The organism is Noviherbaspirillum galbum (genome assembly GCF_010974945.1).
Lineage (GTDB): Bacteria > Pseudomonadota > Gammaproteobacteria > Burkholderiales > Burkholderiaceae_D > Noviherbaspirillum > Noviherbaspirillum galbum.
Genome location: NZ_JAAIVB010000074.1, coordinates 63,881 through 86,798, shown reverse-complemented (window position 1 = coordinate 86,798; position 22,918 = coordinate 63,881). Strand labels below are relative to the sequence as shown.

Below are 22,918 nucleotides of genomic sequence, written 5' to 3'. Positions count from 1 at the left end.
GAGCTTGCAGGCCTGTATTCGCCCAAGTGTGTATCGTTGCCGAAGATGACTTTCTGATGGTTGATCCTCATCGGGGGGCAACGCCTCCAGACGTCCAGGACACCATCGTCATGGACGCTTGATCCGCGCGAGTTCGCGGTCGAGCGCATTGGCAAATTTCTGGCGGTCGGCGTGGCTGAATTTGGCAGGGCCGCCGGTGTCGACCCCACTGCTGCGCAGCTCTTCCATGAACGCCCGCATCGCCAGTTGCTGGCCGATACTGTCCTTGGTGAACCAGTCGCCGCGCGGACTGAGCGGCAAGCCGCCCTTGTCCAGCACCAGGGAGGCCAGGGGAATGTCGTTGGTCACGACGATGTCGCCGGGGCTGACGCGCTCGACGATCTTGTCGTCTGCCGAATCCGCACCCATCGGAACCTGGAACGCATGGATGAAGCGCGAGCCCGGCACGCGGATCAGCTGATTGGCAATCAGCGTGACGTCGAGCTGCAAGCGTTCGGCTACCCGGAACAGGATGTCCTTGATGACGGCGGGGCAGGCGTCGGCGTCGACCCAGATGTGCATGGCAAATTAAATGAGATCAGCGGAATGGCGCATTGTAACCGGCGATGCGCATTCATCTCCGGTTGGTTCGGCGCGAGGGCCGATTGCCTATGCCCTGGAAGCGCGCAGTGTGAAAGCGACTCCTGCAAGCGTCATGGACATTGCCAGGATCTCTTTCAGGCCGAGAGGTTCTCCCAGGCTGATGGCGGCCGCCAGCACCCCGACGACCGGTGTCAGGAGCGTTGCGACGGATGCCACCGCGGGCGGCAAGCGCCGGAGAGCGGCGAACCAGGTGACGTAACACAGTCCCATTGGCACGAGCGTCATGTACACCATGACGGCCAGTCCGGTTCCGCTGAGTCCGTGCAGGTCGGGGCGTTCGGCAACCAGGCCGATCAGGAACATCGGCAGGCAGCCGATGAGGAGCTGCCATGCCACGGAGGCCAGCGGAGGGAGGGCAAGCGGCTTCAGGGAGATGGTCCCGAAGGCAAACAGCAAGGCAGCGCCCAGCGCGAACAAGACCCCCGCGCCCTGGTCCGGGCGTATCCCCGATTCCGCTCCCGCAAACAACAAGGCGATCCCCGACAGGCAGAGAACCAGTCCGGCGATGCTTGCCATGGTGGGTCGTTTGCCCAGGACAGGCCAGGCGAGCAGGGTTGCCCAGACCGGCATGGTGTAGACCAGGAGTGCCCCCTGTCCGGCGTTCAGCCAACGCATGGAAAGCGTTGAAAATCCCATCCATGAGAAGACGTTGAGGAATGCGGCGAGGGTCATTTTCCCCCACAGGTGACGCGGCAGGGAAAGGCGCTGGCCCGACTTCGCGGCAAGGAAGCCGATCAGGATCGCGGCGCACAATCCGGACGTACCCCGGGCAAACAGCGGCGGCCATTCCTTCAGCAGGAACTTCATCGCCGGCCAGTTCATGCCCCATCCGACCGAGGTCACCAACAAGCAGAGCAAGCCGATGGCGCGCGAATTCGAAGCGGTCGAGGCGGAGGTCGTATGTGGATTATCCATTGCCAAATTTTACCTCCGGCACAGGAAATATCTCCGCCAGCCCGCAATTGCCTTTCGCCAATGTTCGTCTGGACAGCCGCCTTCCCGGTGTTGCGGCATGCCGGAGAGCCGGCACCGGAGCTGAATTCCCCTCCCGCCAGCAACTTAACGCAAGCCCCGGCGGCCCTATCCCTGATAGCGTGAGGTTTTCCTCACATTTTCGGTTCGACATGAGCAACCTGGTTACCCTGCAGGCCCACAGCAGCATTGGCGTGCTGCGCATCGCTTCTCCCCCCGTCAATGCCTTGTCGCGCGGCGTCGTGCAGGGCATCCGCGAGGCCGTGGACCAATTCGAGGCGGACCGGTCGCTGCAGGCGCTGGTGGTACATGCCGACGGCCGGACCTTCGTGGCCGGCGGCGACATCTCTGAATTCTCGAAACCGGATTTCGAGGCAAAAACCTACAACGCCACGCTGGGCCGCATCGAGAACCTCGACCGGCCGGTGGTCGCGGCCTTGCACGGCACCGTGCTCGGCGGCGGCCTGGAACTGGCGATGGCCTGCCATTACCGGATCGCGGTCCGCGATACCCGCCTCGGCCTGCCGGAAGTGCTGCTGGGTCTCCTGCCGGGGTCGCTCGGCACCCAGCGGCTGCCGCGCCTGGTCGGCGTGCGCCTGGCGCTCGACATGATGTTGAGCGGCAAGCCGATTACCGCGGCCAAGGCGCTGGAATGCGGCCTTGTCGATGCGGTGCTGGAGCCGATGGACAACGACGCGCTGCTGGCGGCGGCGGTGGCCCATGCACAAGCCCTGGTGAAGCAAGGCAAGGGGCCGCGCAGGACGCGCGAGCGCATGCCATCGATGGAGGGCGTCGCGCCGGACTTCTTCGCGAAGGCGTTGGAAGAGGCCGAGACGAAAAAGGCCGCGTATCCCGCCCCGCGCCGCATCGTCCGCTGCGTACAGGCCGCGGCCACCCTGCCGTTCGAGAAAGGCGAGGCGGTCGAGGCGGAACTGTTCGAGGAATGCCGGGCCTCGCCGCAATCCGTGGCCATGCGGCACCTGTTTTTCGCGGAGCGCGCGGCCGGCAAGATTCCCGGCGTGCCTTCCGATTTCACGCCGCGCGCCATCCGCAAGGTGGGCGTGCTCGGCGCGGGCACCATGGGCGGCGGCATCGCGATGAACTTCGCCAATGCCGGCATCCCGGTCACCATCGTCGAGACCGCCGCCGATGCCCTGGAGCGCGGACTGGGCATCGTCCGCAAGAACTACGAGGCGAGCGCCGCCAAGGGCAAGCTGCGGCCGGAGGATCCGGCCAAACGCATGGCGCTGCTCACCGGATCGCTGGATGTCGCCGAACTGGCGGACTGCGACCTCGTGATCGAAGCCGTCTTCGAAAACATGGACATCAAGAAGCAGGTTGCGAAGCGGCTGGGCGAGGTCTGCAAGCCGGGCGCCATCATCGCCACCAATACCTCCACCCTGGACGTGAACGTGCTGGCCGATGCCAGCGGCCGCGCCGGCGAATTCATCGGCATGCATTTCTTCAGCCCCGCCAACGTCATGCGCCTGCTGGAGATCGTGCGTGGCGACCGGACCGACCCGCAGGTGCTGGGCACCGTCGTCAGGCTGGCGCGCACCATCGGCAAGGTGCCGGTGGTCTCAGGGGTGTGCTACGGCTTCATCGGCAACCGCATGCTCGAACCCTACCTGCGGGAATCCGAGTTCCTGATGATGGAAGGCGCGAGCCCGGCACAGATCGATCGCGCCATCCAGTCGCTTGGCCTGCCGATGGGTCCGTGCCGGATGCTCGACCTGGCCGGACTGGACGTGGCCGCCAAGGTGGTGGTCGAACGCGGCAAGGCGGGCGGACTGCCCGACGACCCGTCCTACCGCGCCGTCGTGCAAAAAATGATGGAACTGGGCCGCTTCGGACAGAAAACCGGCGCGGGCTACTACCGCTACGAAGGCCGCACTCCCGTACCCGACCCCGAGGTGGAACGCATCTGCGCCGCGCTCGCCGAGCAATATGGCATCGCCCGCCGCAGCGAGATCAGCGACCAGGAAATCATCGAGCGCTGCGTCTACCCGCTGATCAACGAAGGCGCGAAGATCCTGGAGGAGGGCATCGCCTACCGTCCGGGCGACATCGACCTGGTCTGGGTGAACGGCTACGGCTTCCCCGATTTCCGGGGCGGTCCGATGCACATGGCGGACACCATCGGCCTGGACAAGATCGCGGACCGCCTCGACCACTACGCCGCCGAGCGGGGAAACCGGGACGGCTACTGGTCCCGCGCGACGCTGCTGGGCGAGATGATCGCCAGCGGACGAAAGTTTGCCGACTGATCCGCTCGACCATCCAAACCGACATTATCCTCCGGAGCCCGACATGACTGAAGCCGTCATCGTATCCACCGCACGCACCCCGATCGGCCGCGCTTTCCGCGGCGCGCTCAACAACATCAAGTCGCCCACGCTGATGGGCCATGCCATCCGCCATGCCGTCGCGCGGGCTGGCGTGGAGGGCGGGGAAATCGACGACGTGGTCATCGGCGCCGTGCTGACCGCCGGCACCGCCGGCGGCAACCTCGCCCGCACCGCCGCGCTCGCCGCAGGCCTGCCTATTACCGTGTCCGGCCAGACGCTCGACCGCCAGTGTTCCTCCGGCCTGATGGCGATCGCCACCGCCGCCAAGCAGATCATGGTGGACGGCATGCAGGTGGCCGTCGCCGGCGGGCAGGACAACATCTCGGCGGTGCAGCAGCGCTACATGGCCTGGACCGCGGAAGAGATCGACCCCAACGTGGTGGCGGCCGCGCGCCATGCCTACATGCCGATGCTGCAGACCGCCGAGTTCGTGGCGAACAAGTACGGCATCTCGCGCGAGATGCAGGACGCCTATTCGGCCGAATCGCAGCGGCGCACCGCCCTGGCGCAGCAGCAAGGCTTGTTCGACGACGAGATCGTGCCGATCTCCGCCAGCATGGCGGTGGTCGACAAGGAAACCAGGGCGGTCAGCTACAAGGACGTCACCCTTTCGCGCGACGAAGGCAACCGGCCCGAAACGACGCGGGACAGCCTGGCCGCGCTCAAGCCGGTGATCGACGGCGGCGTGGTGACCGCCGGCAACGCCAGCCAGCTGTCGGACGGCGCGTCCGCCTGCGTGCTGATGGACGGCAAGCTCGCCGAGCGCCGGGGGCTGGCGCCGCTGGGCATCTACCGCGGCATGGCGGTCGCCGGCTGCGCGCCGGAAGAGATGGGCATCGGCCCGGTGTACGCCATTCCCAAGCTGCTCAAGCAGCATGGCCTGACGGTCAAGGACATCGGCCTGTGGGAGCTCAACGAAGCCTTCGCCTGCCAGGTGCTTTACTGCCGCGACAAGCTCGACATCGACCCCGGCAAATACAACGTCAACGGCGGCGCGATCTCTATCGGCCATCCCTACGGCATGACGGGCGCGCGGCTGGTGGGGCATGCCCTGATCGAGGGCAAGCGCCGCGGCGTCCGCTACGTGGTGGTGTCGATGTGCGTCGGCGGCGGCATGGGGGCGGCGGCGCTGTTCGAGGTTGCTTGAGCGGATGTGTTCCCTCCCTTTCAAGGGGAGGGGACATGCGATGGGCAAGCGGAAAGATCACACCACACCGAACGACATGAGACGAGGAGACGACATGCGCGATACGACGCTGACCGAAGCCGTGCGCCGGCAGTCCCGGGAGCGGCCCGGCGACACGGCCTTCATCACCCCGGAACGCACCTGGACGTTTGCGCAGATCCACGAGGAATCCAGCCGCGTGGCCCAGGGCCTGGCCAGCCTCGGCATCGGCCCCGGCGACCGGGTTGCCTGCCTGACCAAGCAGACCGACCGGGCGGTGGTGCTGCTGATGGCGGCCTGCAAGGTGGGCGCCGTCGGCATGCCGGTCAACTGGCGCCTGGCGCCGCCGGAAATCGAATACGTGCTGAACAACGGCGAGGCGCGGTTCCTGATGATCGACGAAGTGTTCCAGGAAGCGCTGGCGCGGATTTCCGTGCCCAGCCTGCGCCTGACCGTCGCAAGTGATGCTAAGGCTGACGGAAAGAACCTGCCCCTCTTCGACGCGTGGCGGGCCGGCTTCCAGCCGGAAGATCCGGGTCACGAGGCAAACCCCGACGACACGGCGCTGCAGCTGTTTTCCTCGGGCACGACCGGACTGCCGAAGGGCATCGAGCTGACCCACGCCAACCTCACGCTCATGAACGAGCTTTATGCCGAGTCGACCGGTTTCGACGGCGCGCGCTCGGTTTTCTTCAACGCCTTGCCGATCTTTCACATCGCCGGCATCAACAGCGCCTTCATGCCGCTGATCGAGGGCGGCCGCAACCTGCTGCTGCCGGATTTCGATCCCGCCCGGGTCATTGCCGCCATCGGCGAGCACCGGGTCAGCCATACCTTCCTCGTGCCGGCGATGATGCTGTTCATGCTGCAGACGCCCGGGGTGGAGAAGGCGGATTTTTCCTCGCTCGAGCTGATCGCCTATGGCGGTTCGCCCGCCGGCGAAAAGCTGATGATCGACGCGCAGCGGGTGTTCGGCTGCAAGCTGCTGCAAATCTACGGCATGACCGAAGCCGCCGGCACGCTCACGGCGCTGTCGCCGGAAGACCATGATCCGGGCGGGGCGCGCGCGCACCTGCTGCGCTCGGCGGGCAAGCCCATCCGCAGCGTGGACATGCGCATCGTCGATCCGGGCACGCTGGAAGAGGTTGGAGAAGGCGAGGTCGGCGAGGTGGTGGTGCGCGCCCTGCACAACATGAAGGGATACTGGCGCAATCCGCGCGCCACGGCCGAGGTCTTCCCGCATGGCCGCGACGAGCGCGGCGGATGGATGCGCACCGGGGACGCCGGCTACCTGCGCGAGGGGTATCTCTACATTCACGACCGGATCAAGGACATGATCATTTCCGGCGGGGAAAACATTTATCCGGCCGAAGTCGAGAATGCGCTCTCGTATCATCCCGCCGTCGCCGAATGCGCGGTCATCGGCGTGCCCGACGAGAAGTGGGGCGAGGCCGTCAAGGCTTGCGTGGTGCTCAAGCCGAATGCCAGCGCCGACGCCCGGGAAATCATCACCTTCACCCGCGAGCGGCTCGCGCATTACAAGTGCCCGAAGTCGGTCGACATCGTCGCCGCTCTGCCGCGCAATCCTTCGGGAAAGCTGTTGAAGCGCATCCTGCGGGAACCCTACTGGAAGGACGCCGCGCGCCAGGTCAGCTAAGCCCGCGCAAATGGAAGCGGCCCGCCTGTCCCTGCGTATCCCCGGGGACAGGCGGGCCGCTTTCATTACGCTTTCGGACGACAATCCCATCCCGGCGCATAGCATGTTTACGCAAGACAGCGTCGCTCCCGCCTCGTAACCTGCTTCAAACGGCGCGGCATCAGCGTCAAGCCGCGATGCCGCACGACACCAGGAGACGAGCATGCGAGTCACACCCGCCATTGCGCTTGGCCAGTGGATCACCGAAAGGGCGGACCGCGCCCCGCAGCGCAAGGCCCTGAGCTTCGAGGACGCGACGTGGACCTATGCCGAGTTCGTGGACCATATCGACCGGCTGGCGGCGGTGCTCAGGCAGGGCGGCGTGGCGCGGGGCGACCGCGTGGGCTTCCTCGCATTCAATCATCCGCTCTTCCTCGTCACCCTGTTCGCGGCCTCCCGACTCGGTGCGATCTTCGTGCCGCTCAACTTCCGCCTCACCGGCCCTGAACTCGAATTCATCATCAACGACGCCGGCGTGCACAGCCTCATCGTCGGTCCGGACCACCAGGCGGTGATCGGCCCGGTGCGTCCGGCGCTGCGCTGCCAGCGCTACTACGGTTTCGGCGGGAAGGATGGCCGCAATGGCGCCGAAGCCTGGCCCGACCTCGCCGGCTTCATGGCAGAGTGCCAGCCGCTGCGGGACGCCGCCGAGCTTGCCGAGGACGACGTCGCCGCCCTGATGTACACCTCCGGCACGACCGGCCACCCGAAGGGATCGATGATGACCGTCGGGAACATCTGGTGGAACATGGTCAGCGAACTGGTCACGGTGGACATCAGCAGCAACGACGTGCTGCTGACCTATGCGCCCCTGTTCCATGTCGGCGGACTCAACGTCCTCACGCTGAGCTGCCTGCTCAAGGGCGTGCACGTGGTCCTGCATCCGGCCTTCGATCCGGCGCGGGTGATCGCCGACGTGCCCCGCCACGGCGTCAGCCTGATGTTCGCGGTGCCCGCGATGCTGCTCTTCATCAGCCAGCATCCGGATTTCGAACGGGCCGACATGTCCACCGTCCGTTCGATCATGGTCGGCGGCGCGCCTTGCCCGGAAACCCTGCTGCGCCTGTTCAACGAACGCGGCATCGCGGTCAACCAGGGCTACGGCCTGACCGAGACGGCCGCCATGGCCAGCTTCCTCACGCCCGAATGGTGCTGGGACAAGATGGGCTCCGTCGGCAAGCCGCCCATCCTCACCCGCATGCGCCTGATCGACGCGGACGGCAAGGTCATCACCGCGCCCCATGTGAAGGGCGAGGTCTGCGTGCGCGGCATGAACGTGACGCTCGGATACTGGAACCGCCCCGACGCCACGCGCGACGCCATCGACCCGGACGGCTGGTTCCGTACCGGCGACATCGGCTACGTCGACGAGGATGGTTTCTACACCATCTGCGACCGCGTCAAGGACATGGTCATTTCCGGCGGCGAGAACGTCTATCCGGCCGAGGTGGAAAGCGTGCTGTACGAACACCCCGCCATCGCCGAAGTCGCGGTCATCGGCCAGCCCGACGAAACCTGGGGAGAAAAGGTGGTCGCGGTGGTGGCGCTGAAGCCGGGCGCCCGGCTCGACCTCGAAGCGCTACAGGCCTTCGCCGGCAGCCGGCTGGCGCGCTACAAGGTGCCGCGCCAGCTTCGCATCGTTCCCGGCTTGCCGCGCAATCCGACCGGCAAGGTCTTGAAATACCGGCTTCGCGAGCAGGTCGAATTGGCCCTGCCGGAATAAAGCAGCGGCGCCCCGGTTCGCCGGCGGCGGTCATTCATCGTTAAGGAGACAAGGATGTTCAGGTCAATTGCAGTCACGCTCGGCGCAGTCGCCGCCATGTCAGCCGCCGGAGCCGCCTTCGCGCAATCCAGCGGGCCGATCCGGATCGCGCTCATCGCGAGCAAGACGGGTCCCTCGGAAACTTATGCCCGCGACACCGAGCGGGGCGTGCGGCTGGGGCTGGAGTACCTCACCAACAACACCATGGCGATCAATGGCCGCAAGATCGAGCTGATCGTCAAGGACGACCAGTTCAAGCCGGAACTCTCCAAGGCCTTGCTGGCGGAAGCCTATGGCGACGACAAGGCCGACATCGCGATCGGCACCAGCTGGTCCGGCGGCGCGCTGGCGATGATGCCCGTCGCGGCGGAATACCGGAAGATATTCATCGCGGAGCCGGCGATCGCCGACTCGATCACCGGCGAGAAGTCCAACCGCTACGTCTTCCGCGCCAGCCGCAATTCTTTCCAGGACGCGCTCGCCACCGCGGTGACCGCCGGCAAGGGCGCCAACATCGCCTTCCTCGCGCCCGACTATGTGTATGGCCGCGATGGCGTCAAGTCGTTCAAGGAAGCGCTCGCCGCCATCAAGAGCGATGCCAAGGTGGTGCACGAGGAATACATCCCCTTGTCGACCAGCGATTTCACGGCGTCCTACCAGCGCATCGTCGATGCCCTCAAGGACAAGCAGGGACCGAAGAAACTTTATGTGGTCTGGGGCGCGCCCAATCCCATCAAGAAGATCGCCGACATGGGGCCGGAACGCTACGGCATCCAGATCGGCTCGGTGGGCGGCGCCAGCCTGGATTACCTGAAGAACTGGCCCGGCCTCAATGTCGAGGGCGGCACGTTCTACTACTACAACTTCCCGAAGAACAAGATGAACGACTGGCTCGTGGCCGAACACCAGAAGCGCTACAAGGTACCGCCTGACCTGTTCACCGCCGGCGGCTTCACCGCGATCGCCGCTGCCATCGAAGGCATCCGCAAGGCAGGGTCCACCGACACCAACAAGCTGATCGCCGCCATGGAAGGCATGACCTTCGACACGCCCAAGGGACCGATCACCTTCCGCAAGGAAGACCACCAGGGCATGCAGTCGCAGTATTACTTCCGCACCAAGAAAGCCGGGCAGGATGAATGGGATCTGCTGGAGCTGGTGCGCGAGATTCCGGCGTCGGAGATGCCGGTGCCGATTGGCCGGCGGAATGGTAACTAGGCAGGTTTGGCGGCGTACATGGGATCAGCCCGCAGGCGCCTGAACAACCTCTGCCGTGTCCCCTCCCCTTCAAGGGGAGGGCTAGGGTGGGGATGGGTTTCGGTCGCATGCAAAGAACAGACTTCGGATAGCTCGTGATGTCCATATTGTTCTATGCGCACTCCCGAAACCCATCCCAACCTTCCCCTTGAAGGGGAAGGAGCTCAACCCAGACCGCGCAAACACCCACGAACACATGGACATGAAAACGCTTCCGGGCGACCCCGCCACATCGGATCGCCAGCCGGCCCTGGAAACACGAGGCCTGACGATCCGCTTCGGCGGCCACGTCGCCGTCAGCGATGTCAGCGCGGCCTTCCACGCCGGCACCCTGACCGCCATCGTCGGCCCGAACGGGGCGGGCAAGACCACGTATTTCAACCTGATCTCCGGCCAGCTGCGGCCGACATCCGGCAGCGTGCTGCTGGCGGGCGAGGACGTCACCCGCACGCCGCCCTCGCATCGCACCCGGCACGGCATGGGGCGCGGTTTCCAGCTCACCAATCTTTTCCCCGGCCTGTCGGTGCAGGAAAACATCCGGCTGGCGGTGCAAAGCCGGCGCGGCGGCCGGGTCAACCTCACTTCCATGTGGTCGCGCCATGTCGCGCTGATCGAACGCGCCGACCATTGCCTCAACGAAGTCCGGCTCTATGACAAGCGGCATGCGCTAGCGTCTTCCCTGTCGCACGGCGACCAGCGCAAGCTGGAGGTCGGCATTCTGCTGGCGCTGGAATCCGAGGTGTTCATGTTCGACGAGCCGACCGCCGGCATGAGCGTGGACGAGGTGCCCGTCGTTCTCGACCTGATCCAGAAGATCAAGCAGCAGAAGGGCAAGACGATCCTGCTGGTGGAACACAAGCTAGACGTCATCCGCTCCCTCGCCGACCGCATCGTCGTGCTGCATAACGGCTGCAAGGTCGCCGACGGACGGCCGGAGGACGTGATGGCCTCGGCCATCGTGAAGGAAGCCTATCTCGGATCCAAGGTGGCCGCCCATGCCTGACAACAGCGACATCCTGCTGCAGCTCTCCGGCGTGCACATGCACGTCGGCCAATACCACATCCTCCAGGGCGTCGACCTGGTCGTGCCGCGACGGGGATTGACCGTCCTGCTGGGACGCAACGGCGCCGGCAAGACCAGCACGCTGCGCACCATCGTCGGCATGTGGAAAGCCAGCTGCGGCACGGTGCGCTTCGACGGCACCGACATCACCCAGGCCGCCACGCCCGACATCGCGCGCAGCGGCATCGCCTACGTCCCGGAAAACATGGCGATCTTTTCCGACCTGACGGTGCGCGAGAACCTGCACCTCGCGGCCCGCGCCGGCAAGATGGACCAGGCCAGGCTCGACTGGATCTTCGGCATCTTCCCCGCGCTCAAGCGCTTCTGGCAGACCCCCGCCGGAAACCTGTCGGGCGGGCAGAAGCAGATGGTGGCCATCGCCCGCGCAATGATCGAGCCGCGCAAGCTCCTGCTGATCGACGAGCCGACCAAGGGACTCGCGCCCGCCATCGTGCAGCACCTGATGGATGCCTTGCAACAGCTCAAGGCAACGGATACCACCATCCTGCTGGTGGAACAGAATTTCAACTTCGTGCGCCACCTAGGCGACACCGTGGCGGTGATGGATGACGGCCATGTGGTGCATGCCGGCACCATGGCCGATCTCGCCGCCGACGCCAGCCTGCAGGAGCGCCTGCTCGGGCTCAGCCTGACCGAACATTGAAGCAACGTTGAAGGAAGACATCGTGAGCGCGACACCCGAATCGATTGCCGCCGTATCCATGCCCGAACTGCCGCCGGTGCGCACCGACCTGCTGCCCATCTGGCTGCTGCTTGGCGCCATGGCCGTCGCCTTGCCGCTGGTGGGCGGCGTTCCGGCATGGGTCACGCTGACCGTGGCGGGACTTGCCATGGGCATGATGATCTTCCTGATGGCGAGCGGCCTCACGCTCGTCTTCGGGCTTATGGACGTGCTTAACCTCGGCCACGGCGCCTTCGTCTCGATCGGCGCCTTCGTCGGCACGCTGGTGCTGTTTCCGCTGCGCGCCTGGCTGCAGGCCGATTCCATCCTGCTCAACCTCGCCGTGCTGCTGGCGGCGCTGGTGGTTTCCATGCTGGCGACCGGCATCGTGGGCCTGGTATTCGAACGGCTGGTGATCCGCCCGGTGTACGGCCTGCACCTGAAGCAGATCCTGATCACCATGGGCGGCATGATCGTGGCCGAGCAGATGCTGCTGGTGCTCTGGGGGCCGCAGAACCTGACGATGCCCGAGCTGAAGGCCTTCGCCGGCAGCTTCGCGCTGGGCGACATCGCCGTCGAGAAGTTCCGCCTGATCATCGTCGTCGTGGGCCTGCTCGTGTTCTGCGCCATGCATGCCGTCCTCAACCGCACCAAGGCCGGGTTGCTGATCCGCGCGGGGGTGGAGAACCGCGAGATGGTGGAGGCGCTGGGCTATCGCATCCGCCACCTGTTCGTCGGCGTGTTCATGGCGGGCTCGGCGCTGGCCGGCATGGGCGGCCTGATGTGGGGCCTGTACCAGGTGACCGTCACCTCGGCCATGGGCTCGGAAATGCTGGTGCGGGTGCTGATCGTGATCGTCATCGGCGGCATGGGCTCCGTCGGCGGCTGCTTCATCGGCGCGCTGATGCTGGCCCTGGTCACCAACTACGTCGGCTTCCTCGCGCCTACCTGGGCACCGCTGACCGACATCCTCCTGATGGTCGCCATCATCATGTGGCGTCCGCGCGGACTTTATCCCGTTGCCAAGCGTTAGGACACGTCATGCTCAATACCTTGTTTTCCGGCGATCTTCCGCGCAGCCGCTTGCTCGCCGCCATCCTGGTGGCGATTGTGCTCAGCCTGCTGGCGCTGCCCTTCCTCGTGTGCGGCGTGCGTCCGCTCAATACCGCCGCCACTATCTGCATCTTCATCCTGCTGGTGGCGTCGTACGACCTGATCCTGGGCTATACCGGCATCGTGTCCTTCGCGCACGGGATGTTCTACGCCATCGGCGCATACGGCATCGCGATTGCGCTCAATGCGCTGGGTGGCGGCTGGACCGCGGTGTTCATCGGGCTGGGCGCCGGGCTGGCGGTATCGGTGCTGGTGGCGCTGGCGGTCGGGGCGTTCGCGCTGCGGGTGCAGGCGATCTACTACACCATGATCACGCTCGCGGTCGCGAGCGCCTTCTCCGTCATGGTGATCAAGCTGTCGGGCATCACCGGCGGCGAGGACGGGACAGGCTTCGAGATCCCCGAAGCGCTGAGCCCGGGATTCCGGCTGGTCGAGGAGGAAGTCCTCGGCGCGGTGGTCAACGGCCGGATGATTACCTACTACCTGATCCTGTTCTCGGTCATCGTGCTGTTCCTCGTCATGCTGCGCGTGGTGAATTCGCCCTTCGGCCGCGTGATGCAGGCTCTGCGCGAAAACCAGTTTCGCGCGGAAGCGATCGGCTTCCGGGTGACCTTCTACCGCACGCTCGCCAACTGCATCGCGGCGGCCGTCGCCACCTGCGCCGGCGCGCTGATGGCCTTGTGGCTGCATCACGTCGGGCCTCAGACCACGGTGAGCTTTTCCATCATGATGAACATCCTGCTCATGAGCGTCATCGGCGGCATGGGCACGCTGTACGGCGCGGTCGTCGGCGCGGCGCTGTTCGTGGTGGCGGAGAACTATCTGCAGTTGGGCATGAAGCAGATCAGCCAGGCGATGACGGGCGTGCCCGTGCTGGAGAATCTTTTTCACCCGGATCGGTGGATGCTGTGGCTGGGCGTGCTGTTCGTGTTGTCGGTGTATTTTTTTCCGACGGGGGTGGTGGGGAAGTTGCGGGAGCGCAGGGCGGCGCTGGGTGCGGGGAGATGAGCGCGCATAGCGGGAATGTTGCGAGGATTGCCTGCCTTCGCCAAGGCTTCCTGCCGCCGATCTTTTTTGTCATTCCCGCGAAGGCGGGAATCCCATTTCAGCCGTCGGGGAAATGCACAATGGGATCCCCGCCTTCGCGGGGATGACATCGAAGCGCACGGGAATGACACCGGCAGGCGGAAATGACATCGGCACCTAAATCGATTCAACCCGGAGGACCAGCATGACCATCAAGAACCCCTTCGACCTCACCGGCAAAGTCGCCCTCGTGACCGGCTCAACCATGGGCATCGGCGAAGGCACCGCGCGCGTGCTGGCGGAGCAGGGCGCGGAAGTCATCATCAGCAGCCGCAAGCAGGAGCAGTGCGACGAGGTGGCTGAAGCCTTCCGCGAACAAGGCCTGAAGGCGGAAGGAAAGGCCTGCCACATCGGCCGCATGGAAGACATCGACGCCATGTACCGCCACATCAGGGACCGTTACGGCCGCCTCGACATCCTCGTCAACAACGCCGTCCTAAGCCCCTGGCGCACCATCGAGGACACGGATGTCGGCCTGTTCGACAAGACGGTGGAAGTCTCGCTGCGGGGCTACTGGTTCATGTCGACGGAAGCCGCAAAACTCATGAAGACCCATGGCGGCGGCAGCATCATCAACATCGCCTCGGTGGCGGCGCTGCATCCCGACCGCATGCTCAGCCTCTACTCGACCCTCAAGACCGCGCTGATCGGCATGAGCCGGTCCTTCGCGCTGGAATACGGACGCGACAACATCCGCGCCAATACCATCCTCCCCGGCGTGTTCCCGACGAAGCTGGCGGACGCGTTCGACGACGAAGCGCGCCGCAAGATACTCGACAAGACGGCGCTCGGCCGCCTCGGCAAGGTGGAGGAGATCGGCTACGCCGTGACTTACCTGTGCTCCGACGCCGGCGCTTACGTGACCGGCAACAACCTCGTCGTCGATGGCGGGATGACCGTCGGCTTGATGTGATTTCGACGGCGCGACAGGAAGACGTGGTCGGCGAGCGCCTGCCGGCGCTGCTGCGCCGCCTCCTGCCCGGCATCACCGGCATCGATGGCCTGCGCGCCATTGCCGGCGGTGCGAGCCAGGAAACCTGGTCGTTCGACGCCGTAGATGCTGTCGATGCCGAAAGACGCCGGCCCCTCATCCTGCGCCGGGCGCCGCCTGGGTCCGCGCCGCCCGCCGAAGCCATCGGCCTGCGTACCGAAGCGCGCCTGCTCGACCAGCTTGCCGCGTCCGGCGTCCCGGTGCCGCACGTGACCGGCGTGCTGGAACCGGAGGACGGACTGGGAGAAGGCTACGTGATGTCGCGCCTCGCCGGCGAAGCCAACCCGCGGCGCATCCTCGGCGACGACCGCTATGCCGGCGCACGCGCCCGGCTCGCGCGGCAATGCGGCGAGGCGCTGGCACGCATCCACGCGCTCGACGTCGAACGGCTGCCGTCCCTGCGCGCCGGTGGCGCGCATGAGGACGTCGCCTACTACCGCCAGCGGCACGACACCGTCGGCACGCCCCGTCCCGTCTTCGAGCTGGCATTGCAATGGCTGAAGCGGCGCCTGCCGGACAGCCCGGCGCGGCGCACGCTGGTGCATGGCGATTTTCGCAACGGCAACATCATGATCGACGAAAAAGGCTTGTGCGGCATCCTCGACTGGGAAATCGCCCACCTCGGCGATCCGATGGAGGATCTCGGCTGGATGTGCGTGAATTCCTGGCGCTATGGACGCGAGCTTCCCGTCGGCGGCTTCGGCACGCGCGAGGAGTTGTTTGCCGGCTACGAGGCGGCGGGCGGCCATGTCGACCGGGCACGGGTGCGCTTCTGGGAAGTGCTAGGTACGCTCAAGTGGGGCGTGATCTGCGAATCCATGGCGGTGTCCTGGCAGCGCGGCGACGTGCGTACCGTGGAACGTGCGGCCGTGGGGCGGCGCGCTTCCGAGGCGGAGATCGACCTGCTGTGCCTGATCCAGGAAGGAGACGCCTGATGCGCGAGCAACCCGCGGCCACCGAACTGCTGCAGGCCGTCACCGACTTCCTGCGCGACGATGCGCTGCCCCGCCTGGACGGCCTCACCGCCTTCCACGCCCGGATCGCCATCAGCCTGCTCGGCATCGTCATGCGCGAACTGGAGCAAGGACCCGAGGCAGAGGCGCGCGAACATGCCGCCCTGCGCACGCTGACCGGCAGCAAAGGCGACCTCGACGCGCTCAACCGCGAACTCTGCGCACGCATCGCCAGCGGCGAAATCGATGTGCAAACGCCCGGCCTCCTGCCTTTCCTGCTGCGCACCGGCCTCGCAAAACTCGCCATCGACCAGCCGACCTATTCGACCTATCAGCGGCTGAACAACCAACATGACAAGGAAGGAGGACACTGATGCCAGTCCAACAAGGCGTATCGTATTGGATACCGGCGGCCGAGGAGCTCGCGCAAGTCCGCGACATGACGGTCGGCGACCTGCTCGACGACGCCGCCCGCAAATGGCCGGACCAGGATGGCCTGGCCTACGTGGCTTATGCGGACCGCGGGCTGGCGCTGCGCTGGTCGTTCGCCGAATTGCGCAGCCGCAGCCGCGAAGTGGCGCGCGCCCTGATTGCGTCGGGCATCGGCCACGGCGACCGCGTCGCGGTGTGGTCGACCAACCTGCCCGAATGGCTGCTGCTGGAATTCGGCGCGGCCTACTGCGGCGCCGTGCTGGTGCCGATCAACCCCTTGCTGCGCGCCGGCGAAGTCGCCTACATCCTCAAGACCGCCGGGGTCTGCGCCTGCTTCGCCCTCCCGGAAAGCCGGGGTTCCTCTCTTTGGACCATGCTCGACGAGGCTGCGCGCGACGTGCCTTCGTTGCGCTTGCGAGTCGCCATCGGCCAGTCGCCGGATGACAAGGGAATCGACTGGAACGACTGGCTTGCCGGCGCCGGATCGGTAAGCGAAGAGGCGCTGGAGCAGCGGCGGGCCGGAGTGACCCCGTCCGACACGGTGCAGGTGCAGTTCACCTCCGGCACCACCGGCTTTCCGAAGGGCGCGGTGCTAAGCCATCGCGGCGTGGTTAACGATGGCCTCCTGTTCGCGCAACGCGCGGCGCTGGAGGAGGGCAGCCGCTGGGTCAACCCGATGCCCCTGTTCCATTGCGGCGGCTGCGTCATCGCCACGCTCGGCGCGCTGGCCTGCGGCACCACCCAATATCCCATGGTGACCTTCGAGCCGGACCGCGTGGCCCGGACCATCGCCGCCGAGCGCATCAACGTCCTGAGCGCGGTGCCCACGATGCTGATCGCCCTGGAAGAAGCGGCCGACCGCGAAGGCCTCGACCTGTCGAGCATCGCGCGCGTGATCAGCGGCGGATCCACCGTGCCGGTCGAGCTGCTGCGCCACTGGAACGCACGCTATGGCACGCGGTGTTCGATCACCTACGGACTGACCGAGGCCTCGCCGATCATCACCCAGAGCGCGCCCTACGACCCGGACGACTTGCAGATGGGCAGCTGCGGCCAGCCGCTGCCGGCGGTCGAGGTCGACCTGGTGGACGCCGCGGGAAACCGTGTCCCGCCGGGACAGGTGGGCGAGGTGCGCACCCGCGGCTGGCTGGTGATGAAAGGCTATTTTGGTAATGCGCAGGCCACGCAGGACGTCCTGTCGGATGACGGCTGGCTGCGCACCGGCGATCTCGGCCACATGGATGAACGCGGCTACCTGTGGATCAGCGGCCGCGCCAAGGACATGATCATTCGCGGCGGTGAAAACATTTCCCCCCGCGAAATCGAGGAAGCCTTGCTGGCGCTGGACGAGGTGACCGACGCCAACGTGATCGGCGTGCCCGACGCGCGCTACGGCGAGGAAGTCTGCGCCTACGTGCGGCTGCGGCCCGGGGCGGCGATGAGTGCCGGACAGATGCAGGAACGCCTGCGCGAACGCATCGCGCGCTACAAGATCCCGAAATACCTGCGCGTGGTGGAGCAGTTTCCCCTGACGCCCTCGGGCAAGGTACAGAAGTTCAGGCTGCGCGAACTCTTCGCGGCCGAAGCGGCACAGGCCGCGCCCGAGCCGGTGCCCGCTGGCAAATGAGGCAGGCGCAGACAAGACAACGCACACGAAAGGACGAGACATGAAGGTCAGGAACAAGGTGGTGGTCGTGACGGGAGCCGGCAACGGCATCGGCGCCGCCATGGCGCGCCGCTTCGCCGCAGAAGGCGCCCAGGCGGTGATCGTTGCCGATCTCGATGGCGCGGCCGCCGAGCGGGTGGCCGCGGAGATCGGCGGCACTGGCGTCGCGGTGAACGTGGCGGACGAGAAGGCCGTTGCCTCGCTGGTCGAACGGACGATCGCCGACCACGGCCGCATCGATCTGTTCTGCTCGAACGCCGGCGTGTCGATCGGCAAGGGCCTCGAATCGACCGACGCCGACTGGGACAAGGCCTGGACGGTCAACGTCATGGCCCATGTGCATGCGGCGCGGGCGGTGGTGCCCCACATGCTGGAGCGCGGCGAGGGCTACCTGCTGCAGACCGCGTCGGCAGCCGGATTATTGTCGATTTCCGATGCCTCCTATGCCGTCACCAAGCACGGCGCGGTTGCCTTCGCGGAATGGCTGTCGATCACCTACGGCGACCGCGGCATCAAGGTAAGCTGCTTCTGTCCCATGGGCGTGCGCACCAACATGCTGCTCGGCAGCGTCAGCGAAGTCGACCAGCCGGCCCTGCTCGCCGCTGCGGTCGAGCCGGAAGATGCGGCCGAGGCCATCGTCAACGGCCTCGACGCCGAGAGTTTCCTGATCCTCACGCATCCCGAGGTGCTGGAATACATGCGGCGCAAGGGCGCGGACTACGACCGCTGGCTCAAGGGCATGCGGCGCTTCCAGCAGCAGCCCCGTCCGCAACAGGCCTAACCGGAGACACACGATGGATTTTCAGCACAGCGCCAAAGTCCGCGACCTGCAGGACAAGCTCAATGCCTTCATGGAAAGGCATATCTACCCGGTCGAGCAGCGCTACTACGACGAGGTTTTCCAGGGCGACCGCTACGCCACCGTGCCGTTGATGGAAGAACTGAAGGGCAGGGCGCGCGACGCCGGCCTGTGGAACCTGTTTCTTCCCGGCGGCCACGGCGCGGGGCTCAGCAATCTCGAATACGCGCCGCTCGCGGAAATCATGGGGCGGGTCGAATGGGCATCGGAGGTGTTCAACTGCTCCGCGCCGGACACCGGCAACATGGAAATCCTCACCCTGTTCGGCAGCGACGAACAGAAAAGGACCTGGCTGGCGCCCCTGCTCGACGGAGAAATCCGGTCGGCCTTCTCGATGACGGAGCCGGAAGTGGCATCGAGCGACGCCACCAACATCCGCTGCGAGATCCGGCGCGACGGCGACCATTACGTCATCAACGGCCGCAAGTGGTTCACCTCGGGCGCGCTCAACCAGCGCTGCAAGGTGCTGATCGTCATGGGCAAGACCGACCCGGACAATCCCGACACGCACAAGCAGCAATCGATGATCCTGGTGCCGAAGGACACGCCCGGGGTCAGGATCGTGCGCGACATCACGGCCTTTGGCTACGACGACGCGCCGCTGGGCCATCCGGAAATCGTGTACGAGAACGTGCGGGTGCCGGCAACGAACATCTTGCTGGGCGAGGGACGCGGCTTCGAGATCGCCCAGGGCCGGCTTGGCCCCGGCCGCATCCACCACTGCATGCGCCTGATCGGCGTCGCCCAGCGCGCGCTCGAAACCATGTGCGCGCGCGCCGATTCCCGCGTCGCTTTTGGCCGCAGGCTGTCGGAGCAGGGATCGGTGCGCGAGGACATCGCGCATTCCTGGTGCGAACTCGAACAGGCGCGGTTGCTGACGCTCAAGGCCGCCGACAAGATGGACCGCGAAGGCAACAAGGCGGCGAAGGACCTGATCGCCGCCGCCAAGATCGTCGTTCCGAGCATGGCGGCGCGCGTGATCGACCGCGCCATCCAGGTTCATGGCGGCATGGGCGTGTCGCAGGATACCTTCCTGCCCAAGGCATACGTCTATGCGCGCTTCATCCGCATCGGCGACGGGCCGGACCAGGTGCACCTTGCCGCGGCGGCCAAGCAGCTTGTGAGGCAGTACGGCGCCAATGCGGGAGCGCGGCAATGAAGGCCGTGCTCTGCAAGCAGTTCGGGCCGCCGGAATCCCTGGTGATCGAGGATGTCGCTCCCTTGCAGCCGGGACCCAGCCAGGTTCTGGTCGCGGTGCATGCCGCCGGGGTCAACTTTCCCGACACCCTCATCATCGAAAACCGCTACCAGCTCAAGCCGGCGCTGCCGTTTTCGCCTGGCGCGGAAGTCGCGGGGCTGGTGGAAGCGGTGGGGGAGGGCGTGACGCGGTTTCGGGCGGGCGACCGGGTGATCGCGGTGCCGGGGTATGGCGGGTATGCCGAGCAGGCGCTGGCCAGGGAAGAGGATGTCTTTCCGCTTCCCGAGGGGATCGATTTCGGCGATGCGGCGGCGTTCCTGGTTGCCTATGGCACGACACATTACGCGCTCCAGGAGCGGGCTGCCATCAGGACGGGAGAAACCTTGCTGGTGCTCGGCGCGGCTGGTGGCACCGGCTTGTCGGCGGTGGAGTTGGGCAAGCTGCTGGGTGCACGTGTCATTGCTGCTGCCTCCAGCGACGAGAAGCTGGCGCTGTGCCGGGAGCATGGCGCGGATGAGGTCATCAATTACAGCCGGGAGGACTTGCGCCAGCGCTTGAAGGAAATGACTGGCGGACGCGGGGTGGATGTGGTTTATGACCCTGTCGGCGGCAGCTACAGCGAAGCCGCGCTGCGCAGCATGGCATGGAATGGGCGGTTCCTGGTGATCGGCTTTACTGCCGGGGATATTCCGCGGGTGCCGTTGAATCTTACCCTGCTCAAGGGATGTTCCATCGTCGGCGTGTGGTGGGGCGGGTTCCTGCGCGCTGAACCGCAACGCGCGGCGGCGTTGACCCAGGAACTGGTCGAGTGGTTTCGGCAGGGGAAGGTGAGGCCGCATGTGTCGATGCGGTATTCGCTGGATCAGGCTGCTGTGGCGTTGAGCCAGGTGGCGCAGCGCAAGGTAACGGGCAAGATGGTGTTGTTGCCCGAGGCGGTAACGCGGATTTAACGCGTGGGGAGGGGAACGCGCATCGCCCTAATTGCACTCGCTCCCACTACTTATCAATGGCTAAGCCACTATGTAAGCTTACTTGCTTTCGAGGGGGAAACTTCGGGTTCAACCCTCATCCGAAGGTCTGCTTTGCGCATCAATGCAGGCGCAATTTCGAATGAATTGACTGCCTCAAGTCGATCCAAAGCGGAAGTGGAATTTTCAATTTAACCGACTCCCAAACTTAGTCTGACAACCGCATTCGCTGCAGGGATGGGTCGCCGTTCAGCGCAAGCGGCAGTGCCCGGGCCCACCGATTGGCGGATAGAGAAAACGTCAGCGAGCGAACATGATGATACCAACCGGCAGGCAAATAAAGGAGTTCACCGGGGTTGACAATGCACTCGATCATTGACGCCTGACGCGCCAGCGGAAATTTCTCGAAATCCGGTGCCTCAGGGTTAACTGGAGAGCCGAATAGGACGGCATTCGCCTCGCTGGTGTAGAGAAATTCGTCGTGGTGGGGCGGAGACAGGAAAATACGTTTGGTGCCCCATATCTGCGCAAAAATATTATCGTCATAGTCGCAATGCAGTGGCGTCACCGTTCCTGAAGGGCCAAGCCAAAAGCGAGGCGGACCCATTTTGCCAAAATACGCGGGCCAGTAACACATCCTATTCAATTCGCGTAATTCCAAATTACCTATATAGGGAGGCAGGTCCTGCGTGCCAGTAGAGACAAGGTCCAGATACTCAATCATCGACATATCCTGCATGGCTCGATCAGGCGCGAATGCCTTGTTGACATAGTCGCCCACTCGCGCACGCACTCGCAGATCGCCATAGCGATCATGGAGCATTTGCGGCGTGAGAGCAGACAATGGCCACCGGCTGACAAGCCCAGTGATCACGAAGGGCAAACCTTCTACGGCACGCGTGCGAAACGTCGCCGCATCAAGCATGCTTATACGTGGCACTGCGGAAATAGCCGGGATGTTGCGTCCGACGCGCCTTATTGCTTCACGCACTTCTTGAATCGAAGTGACTCCGCGAACTAGCGCATCCTTTTGCTCTCGCCTCTGCTTTTCGGCGATAGCGTCCTCTGGCGACCTGGAAATCAATGCAGGCACAGGTGGCAACAACCGTGGCGATACCCGCGCCTGCGACTGTTCTTGATTATGGACTACCGAATTTTTCGCTCTTGACATAGATCTTCACCATCTTCTCGTTCCCAAACTCGAAGCGATCACCAGCGATATTTTTGCTCAAGAAATATTTTTTCCTTGATCGATGTTTGGGCGCGTGCTGGAAAACATGACTGGACATACCTTTGCCGCTGCTGGGCGATTGTACGCGTTCGCAAACAGGCGCAACCGACCAGTCATGCCGTAAGGGTGTGGGCCCGCAAGATACTGCAAACTGTCATTCCAAATTGTTTGGTGAAGGGCGGCATCCGCCCAGATCGGCCAGAGTTATCGCCAGGAAGCGGACGTTCAGCGACTTCCATCACCGCACGGACATTTAGCAAGCAGTATGGGCCATCCAAAACCTACGTCGGCCAACATAAACCGTATGTCTGCCGCATGCGTCGACACCATGGATTGCTCTTCCCCGAAATTTTCCTTTACACGTGCCGTTCGCACATGTGAGAAGGAAGTGATCCTGCAGGCCATAACAGGACAACGCGCTGGCTAGCATGCAAACCAGTAAAAGCATTACATGAAGTGCTGCACTACGAAGACGAATTAGCATTTTTCGGCTACCGGCAACAATGAGAATGACCAGCAGACGCATGCTTATAGAACGTAACCGATTATGGGCGGCAGAGATCGCACCATGGGAATATTGTTAAAGCAATACCGGCTTCCCGGCGTTGTTCGATGCGTTCTTGTGGCCGCCACGACGTCCACTTTAAATTGATTCGTTTGAAACGATGAACGAACTAGGCAAGCCAAAGTCTGCCCTGGCCGGCGCCTATCCTGGCCCGGTCGGCAGCCGCCTGGTTCTCCTGCATACAGTCCATCATGCAGCGAGAGGGCAATTATTTTGTTGTCGCGGGCGCCGAGTATAGGCCCGGCCGCGCCACGTGGTAGCACCGTTAA

19 protein-coding genes are annotated in these 22,918 nt (G+C 64.8%); 16 read left to right on the top strand and 3 right to left on the bottom strand.

Features of this window, described 5'->3' with window-relative positions:
• Positions 1 to 108: 108 nt before the first annotated feature.
• Together G3574_RS21855 and G3574_RS21850 are read right to left on the bottom strand one after the other, a co-directional pair.
• Entirely contained in the window at positions 109 to 561 is a 453-nt protein-coding gene (locus G3574_RS21855; protein ID WP_163967658.1) for a YaiI/YqxD family protein, read from the bottom strand.
• A gap of 87 nt (positions 562 to 648) precedes the next feature.
• Entirely contained in the window at positions 649 to 1,557 is a 909-nt protein-coding gene (locus G3574_RS21850) for a DMT family transporter (RefSeq protein WP_163967657.1), read from the bottom strand.
• 209 nt (positions 1,558 to 1,766) lie between these two features.
• Here G3574_RS21850 and G3574_RS21845 point away from each other — a divergent pair, with 209 nt between their 5' ends.
• From G3574_RS21845 to G3574_RS21770, 16 genes are all read left to right on the top strand, one after another.
• On the top strand, positions 1,767 to 3,881 hold the full coding sequence (locus G3574_RS21845) for a 3-hydroxyacyl-CoA dehydrogenase NAD-binding domain-containing protein (RefSeq protein WP_163967656.1): 2,115 nt from the start codon (positions 1,767 to 1,769) through the stop codon (positions 3,879 to 3,881).
• A gap of 43 nt (positions 3,882 to 3,924) precedes the next feature.
• Positions 3,925 to 5,109, top strand: coding sequence for an acetyl-CoA C-acyltransferase (locus tag G3574_RS21840; RefSeq protein ID WP_163967655.1), 1,185 nt, complete (start codon positions 3,925 to 3,927; stop codon positions 5,107 to 5,109).
• A 94-nt stretch (positions 5,110 to 5,203) separates the two neighbouring features.
• Positions 5,204 to 6,784: a long-chain-fatty-acid--CoA ligase gene (locus G3574_RS21835; RefSeq protein ID WP_163967654.1), complete on the top strand. Its 1,581-nt coding sequence runs from the start codon at positions 5,204 to 5,206 to the stop codon at positions 6,782 to 6,784.
• A 202-nt stretch (positions 6,785 to 6,986) separates the two neighbouring features.
• Positions 6,987 to 8,546, top strand: coding sequence for an acyl-CoA synthetase (locus G3574_RS21830; protein ID WP_163967653.1), 1,560 nt, complete (start codon positions 6,987 to 6,989; stop codon positions 8,544 to 8,546).
• Between the two features lie 54 nt (positions 8,547 to 8,600).
• Complete coding sequence (locus G3574_RS21825) at positions 8,601 to 9,803, top strand: substrate-binding domain-containing protein (protein ID WP_163967652.1); 1,203 nt, start codon at positions 8,601 to 8,603, stop codon at positions 9,801 to 9,803.
• A 241-nt stretch (positions 9,804 to 10,044) separates the two neighbouring features.
• A complete protein-coding gene (locus G3574_RS21820) occupies positions 10,045 to 10,845 on the top strand; it encodes an ABC transporter ATP-binding protein (protein ID WP_163967651.1) in 801 nt (266 codons plus the stop codon).
• Positions 10,838 to 11,569, top strand: a complete 732-nt coding sequence (locus tag G3574_RS21815) for an ABC transporter ATP-binding protein (RefSeq protein ID WP_163967650.1) — start codon at positions 10,838 to 10,840, stop codon at positions 11,567 to 11,569. Before G3574_RS21820 ends, G3574_RS21815 begins: the two co-directional genes overlap by 8 nt.
• Positions 11,570 to 11,627: 58 nt before the next feature.
• Positions 11,628 to 12,620: a branched-chain amino acid ABC transporter permease gene (locus G3574_RS21810; RefSeq protein ID WP_163967692.1), complete on the top strand. Its 993-nt coding sequence runs from the start codon at positions 11,628 to 11,630 to the stop codon at positions 12,618 to 12,620.
• 8 nt (positions 12,621 to 12,628) lie between these two features.
• Complete coding sequence (locus G3574_RS21805) at positions 12,629 to 13,708, top strand: branched-chain amino acid ABC transporter permease (RefSeq protein WP_163967649.1); 1,080 nt, start codon at positions 12,629 to 12,631, stop codon at positions 13,706 to 13,708.
• A 223-nt stretch (positions 13,709 to 13,931) separates the two neighbouring features.
• Positions 13,932 to 14,699: a glucose 1-dehydrogenase gene (locus tag G3574_RS21800; protein WP_163967648.1), complete on the top strand. Its 768-nt coding sequence runs from the start codon at positions 13,932 to 13,934 to the stop codon at positions 14,697 to 14,699.
• A complete protein-coding gene (locus G3574_RS21795; protein ID WP_328804829.1) occupies positions 14,696 to 15,712 on the top strand; it encodes a phosphotransferase family protein in 1,017 nt (338 codons plus the stop codon). Before G3574_RS21800 ends, G3574_RS21795 begins: the two co-directional genes overlap by 4 nt.
• Positions 15,712 to 16,104, top strand: coding sequence for a DUF6285 domain-containing protein (locus G3574_RS21790; RefSeq protein ID WP_163967647.1), 393 nt, complete (start codon positions 15,712 to 15,714; stop codon positions 16,102 to 16,104). The genes G3574_RS21795 and G3574_RS21790 overlap by 1 nt, the downstream gene beginning before the upstream one ends.
• The gene (locus G3574_RS21785) at positions 16,104 to 17,789 is read left to right on the top strand and encodes an AMP-binding protein (protein ID WP_163967646.1); all 1,686 of its coding nucleotides are present in this window, start codon (positions 16,104 to 16,106) and stop codon (positions 17,787 to 17,789) included. Before G3574_RS21790 ends, G3574_RS21785 begins: the two co-directional genes overlap by 1 nt.
• A gap of 40 nt (positions 17,790 to 17,829) precedes the next feature.
• The gene (locus G3574_RS21780) at positions 17,830 to 18,609 is read left to right on the top strand and encodes an SDR family oxidoreductase (protein ID WP_163967645.1); all 780 of its coding nucleotides are present in this window, start codon (positions 17,830 to 17,832) and stop codon (positions 18,607 to 18,609) included.
• Positions 18,610 to 18,622: 13 nt separating this feature from the next.
• A complete protein-coding gene (locus G3574_RS21775; RefSeq protein ID WP_163967644.1) occupies positions 18,623 to 19,846 on the top strand; it encodes an acyl-CoA dehydrogenase family protein in 1,224 nt (407 codons plus the stop codon).
• Positions 19,843 to 20,835, top strand: coding sequence for an NADPH:quinone oxidoreductase family protein (locus G3574_RS21770; protein WP_163967643.1), 993 nt, complete (start codon positions 19,843 to 19,845; stop codon positions 20,833 to 20,835). The genes G3574_RS21775 and G3574_RS21770 overlap by 4 nt, the downstream gene beginning before the upstream one ends.
• 226 nt (positions 20,836 to 21,061) lie before the next feature.
• On the opposite strand, the gene G3574_RS21765 is transcribed toward G3574_RS21770, so the two are convergent.
• Positions 21,062 to 22,024 (bottom strand): cupin-like domain-containing protein, encoded by a 963-nt coding sequence (locus tag G3574_RS21765; protein WP_163967642.1) that lies wholly within the window; start codon positions 22,022 to 22,024, stop codon positions 21,062 to 21,064.
• Positions 22,025 to 22,918 lie beyond the last annotated feature (894 nt).

Bases quoted from the DNA above. Each gene is read 5' to 3' on its own strand.
- G3574_RS21855 (WP_163967658.1), bottom strand. From the start codon at position 561: ATGCACATCTGGGTCGACGCCGACGCCTGCCCCGCCGTCATCAAGGAC.
- G3574_RS21850 (WP_163967657.1), bottom strand. From the start codon at position 1,557: ATGGATAATCCACATACGACCTCCGCCTCGACCGCTTCGAATTCGCGC.
- G3574_RS21845 (WP_163967656.1), top strand. From the start codon at position 1,767: ATGAGCAACCTGGTTACCCTGCAGGCCCACAGCAGCATTGGCGTGCTG.
- G3574_RS21840 (WP_163967655.1), top strand. From the start codon at position 3,925: ATGACTGAAGCCGTCATCGTATCCACCGCACGCACCCCGATCGGCCGC.
- G3574_RS21835 (WP_163967654.1), top strand. From the start codon at position 5,204: ATGCGCGATACGACGCTGACCGAAGCCGTGCGCCGGCAGTCCCGGGAG.
- G3574_RS21830 (WP_163967653.1), top strand. From the start codon at position 6,987: ATGCGAGTCACACCCGCCATTGCGCTTGGCCAGTGGATCACCGAAAGG.
- G3574_RS21825 (WP_163967652.1), top strand. From the start codon at position 8,601: ATGTTCAGGTCAATTGCAGTCACGCTCGGCGCAGTCGCCGCCATGTCA.
- G3574_RS21820 (WP_163967651.1), top strand. From the start codon at position 10,045: ATGAAAACGCTTCCGGGCGACCCCGCCACATCGGATCGCCAGCCGGCC.
- G3574_RS21815 (WP_163967650.1), top strand. From the start codon at position 10,838: ATGCCTGACAACAGCGACATCCTGCTGCAGCTCTCCGGCGTGCACATG.
- G3574_RS21810 (WP_163967692.1), top strand. From the start codon at position 11,628: ATGCCCGAACTGCCGCCGGTGCGCACCGACCTGCTGCCCATCTGGCTG.
- G3574_RS21805 (WP_163967649.1), top strand. From the start codon at position 12,629: ATGCTCAATACCTTGTTTTCCGGCGATCTTCCGCGCAGCCGCTTGCTC.
- G3574_RS21800 (WP_163967648.1), top strand. From the start codon at position 13,932: ATGACCATCAAGAACCCCTTCGACCTCACCGGCAAAGTCGCCCTCGTG.
- G3574_RS21790 (WP_163967647.1), top strand. From the start codon at position 15,712: ATGCGCGAGCAACCCGCGGCCACCGAACTGCTGCAGGCCGTCACCGAC.
- G3574_RS21785 (WP_163967646.1), top strand. From the start codon at position 16,104: ATGCCAGTCCAACAAGGCGTATCGTATTGGATACCGGCGGCCGAGGAG.
- G3574_RS21780 (WP_163967645.1), top strand. From the start codon at position 17,830: ATGAAGGTCAGGAACAAGGTGGTGGTCGTGACGGGAGCCGGCAACGGC.
- G3574_RS21775 (WP_163967644.1), top strand. From the start codon at position 18,623: ATGGATTTTCAGCACAGCGCCAAAGTCCGCGACCTGCAGGACAAGCTC.
- G3574_RS21770 (WP_163967643.1), top strand. From the start codon at position 19,843: ATGAAGGCCGTGCTCTGCAAGCAGTTCGGGCCGCCGGAATCCCTGGTG.
- G3574_RS21765 (WP_163967642.1), bottom strand. From the start codon at position 22,024: ATGTCAAGAGCGAAAAATTCGGTAGTCCATAATCAAGAACAGTCGCAG.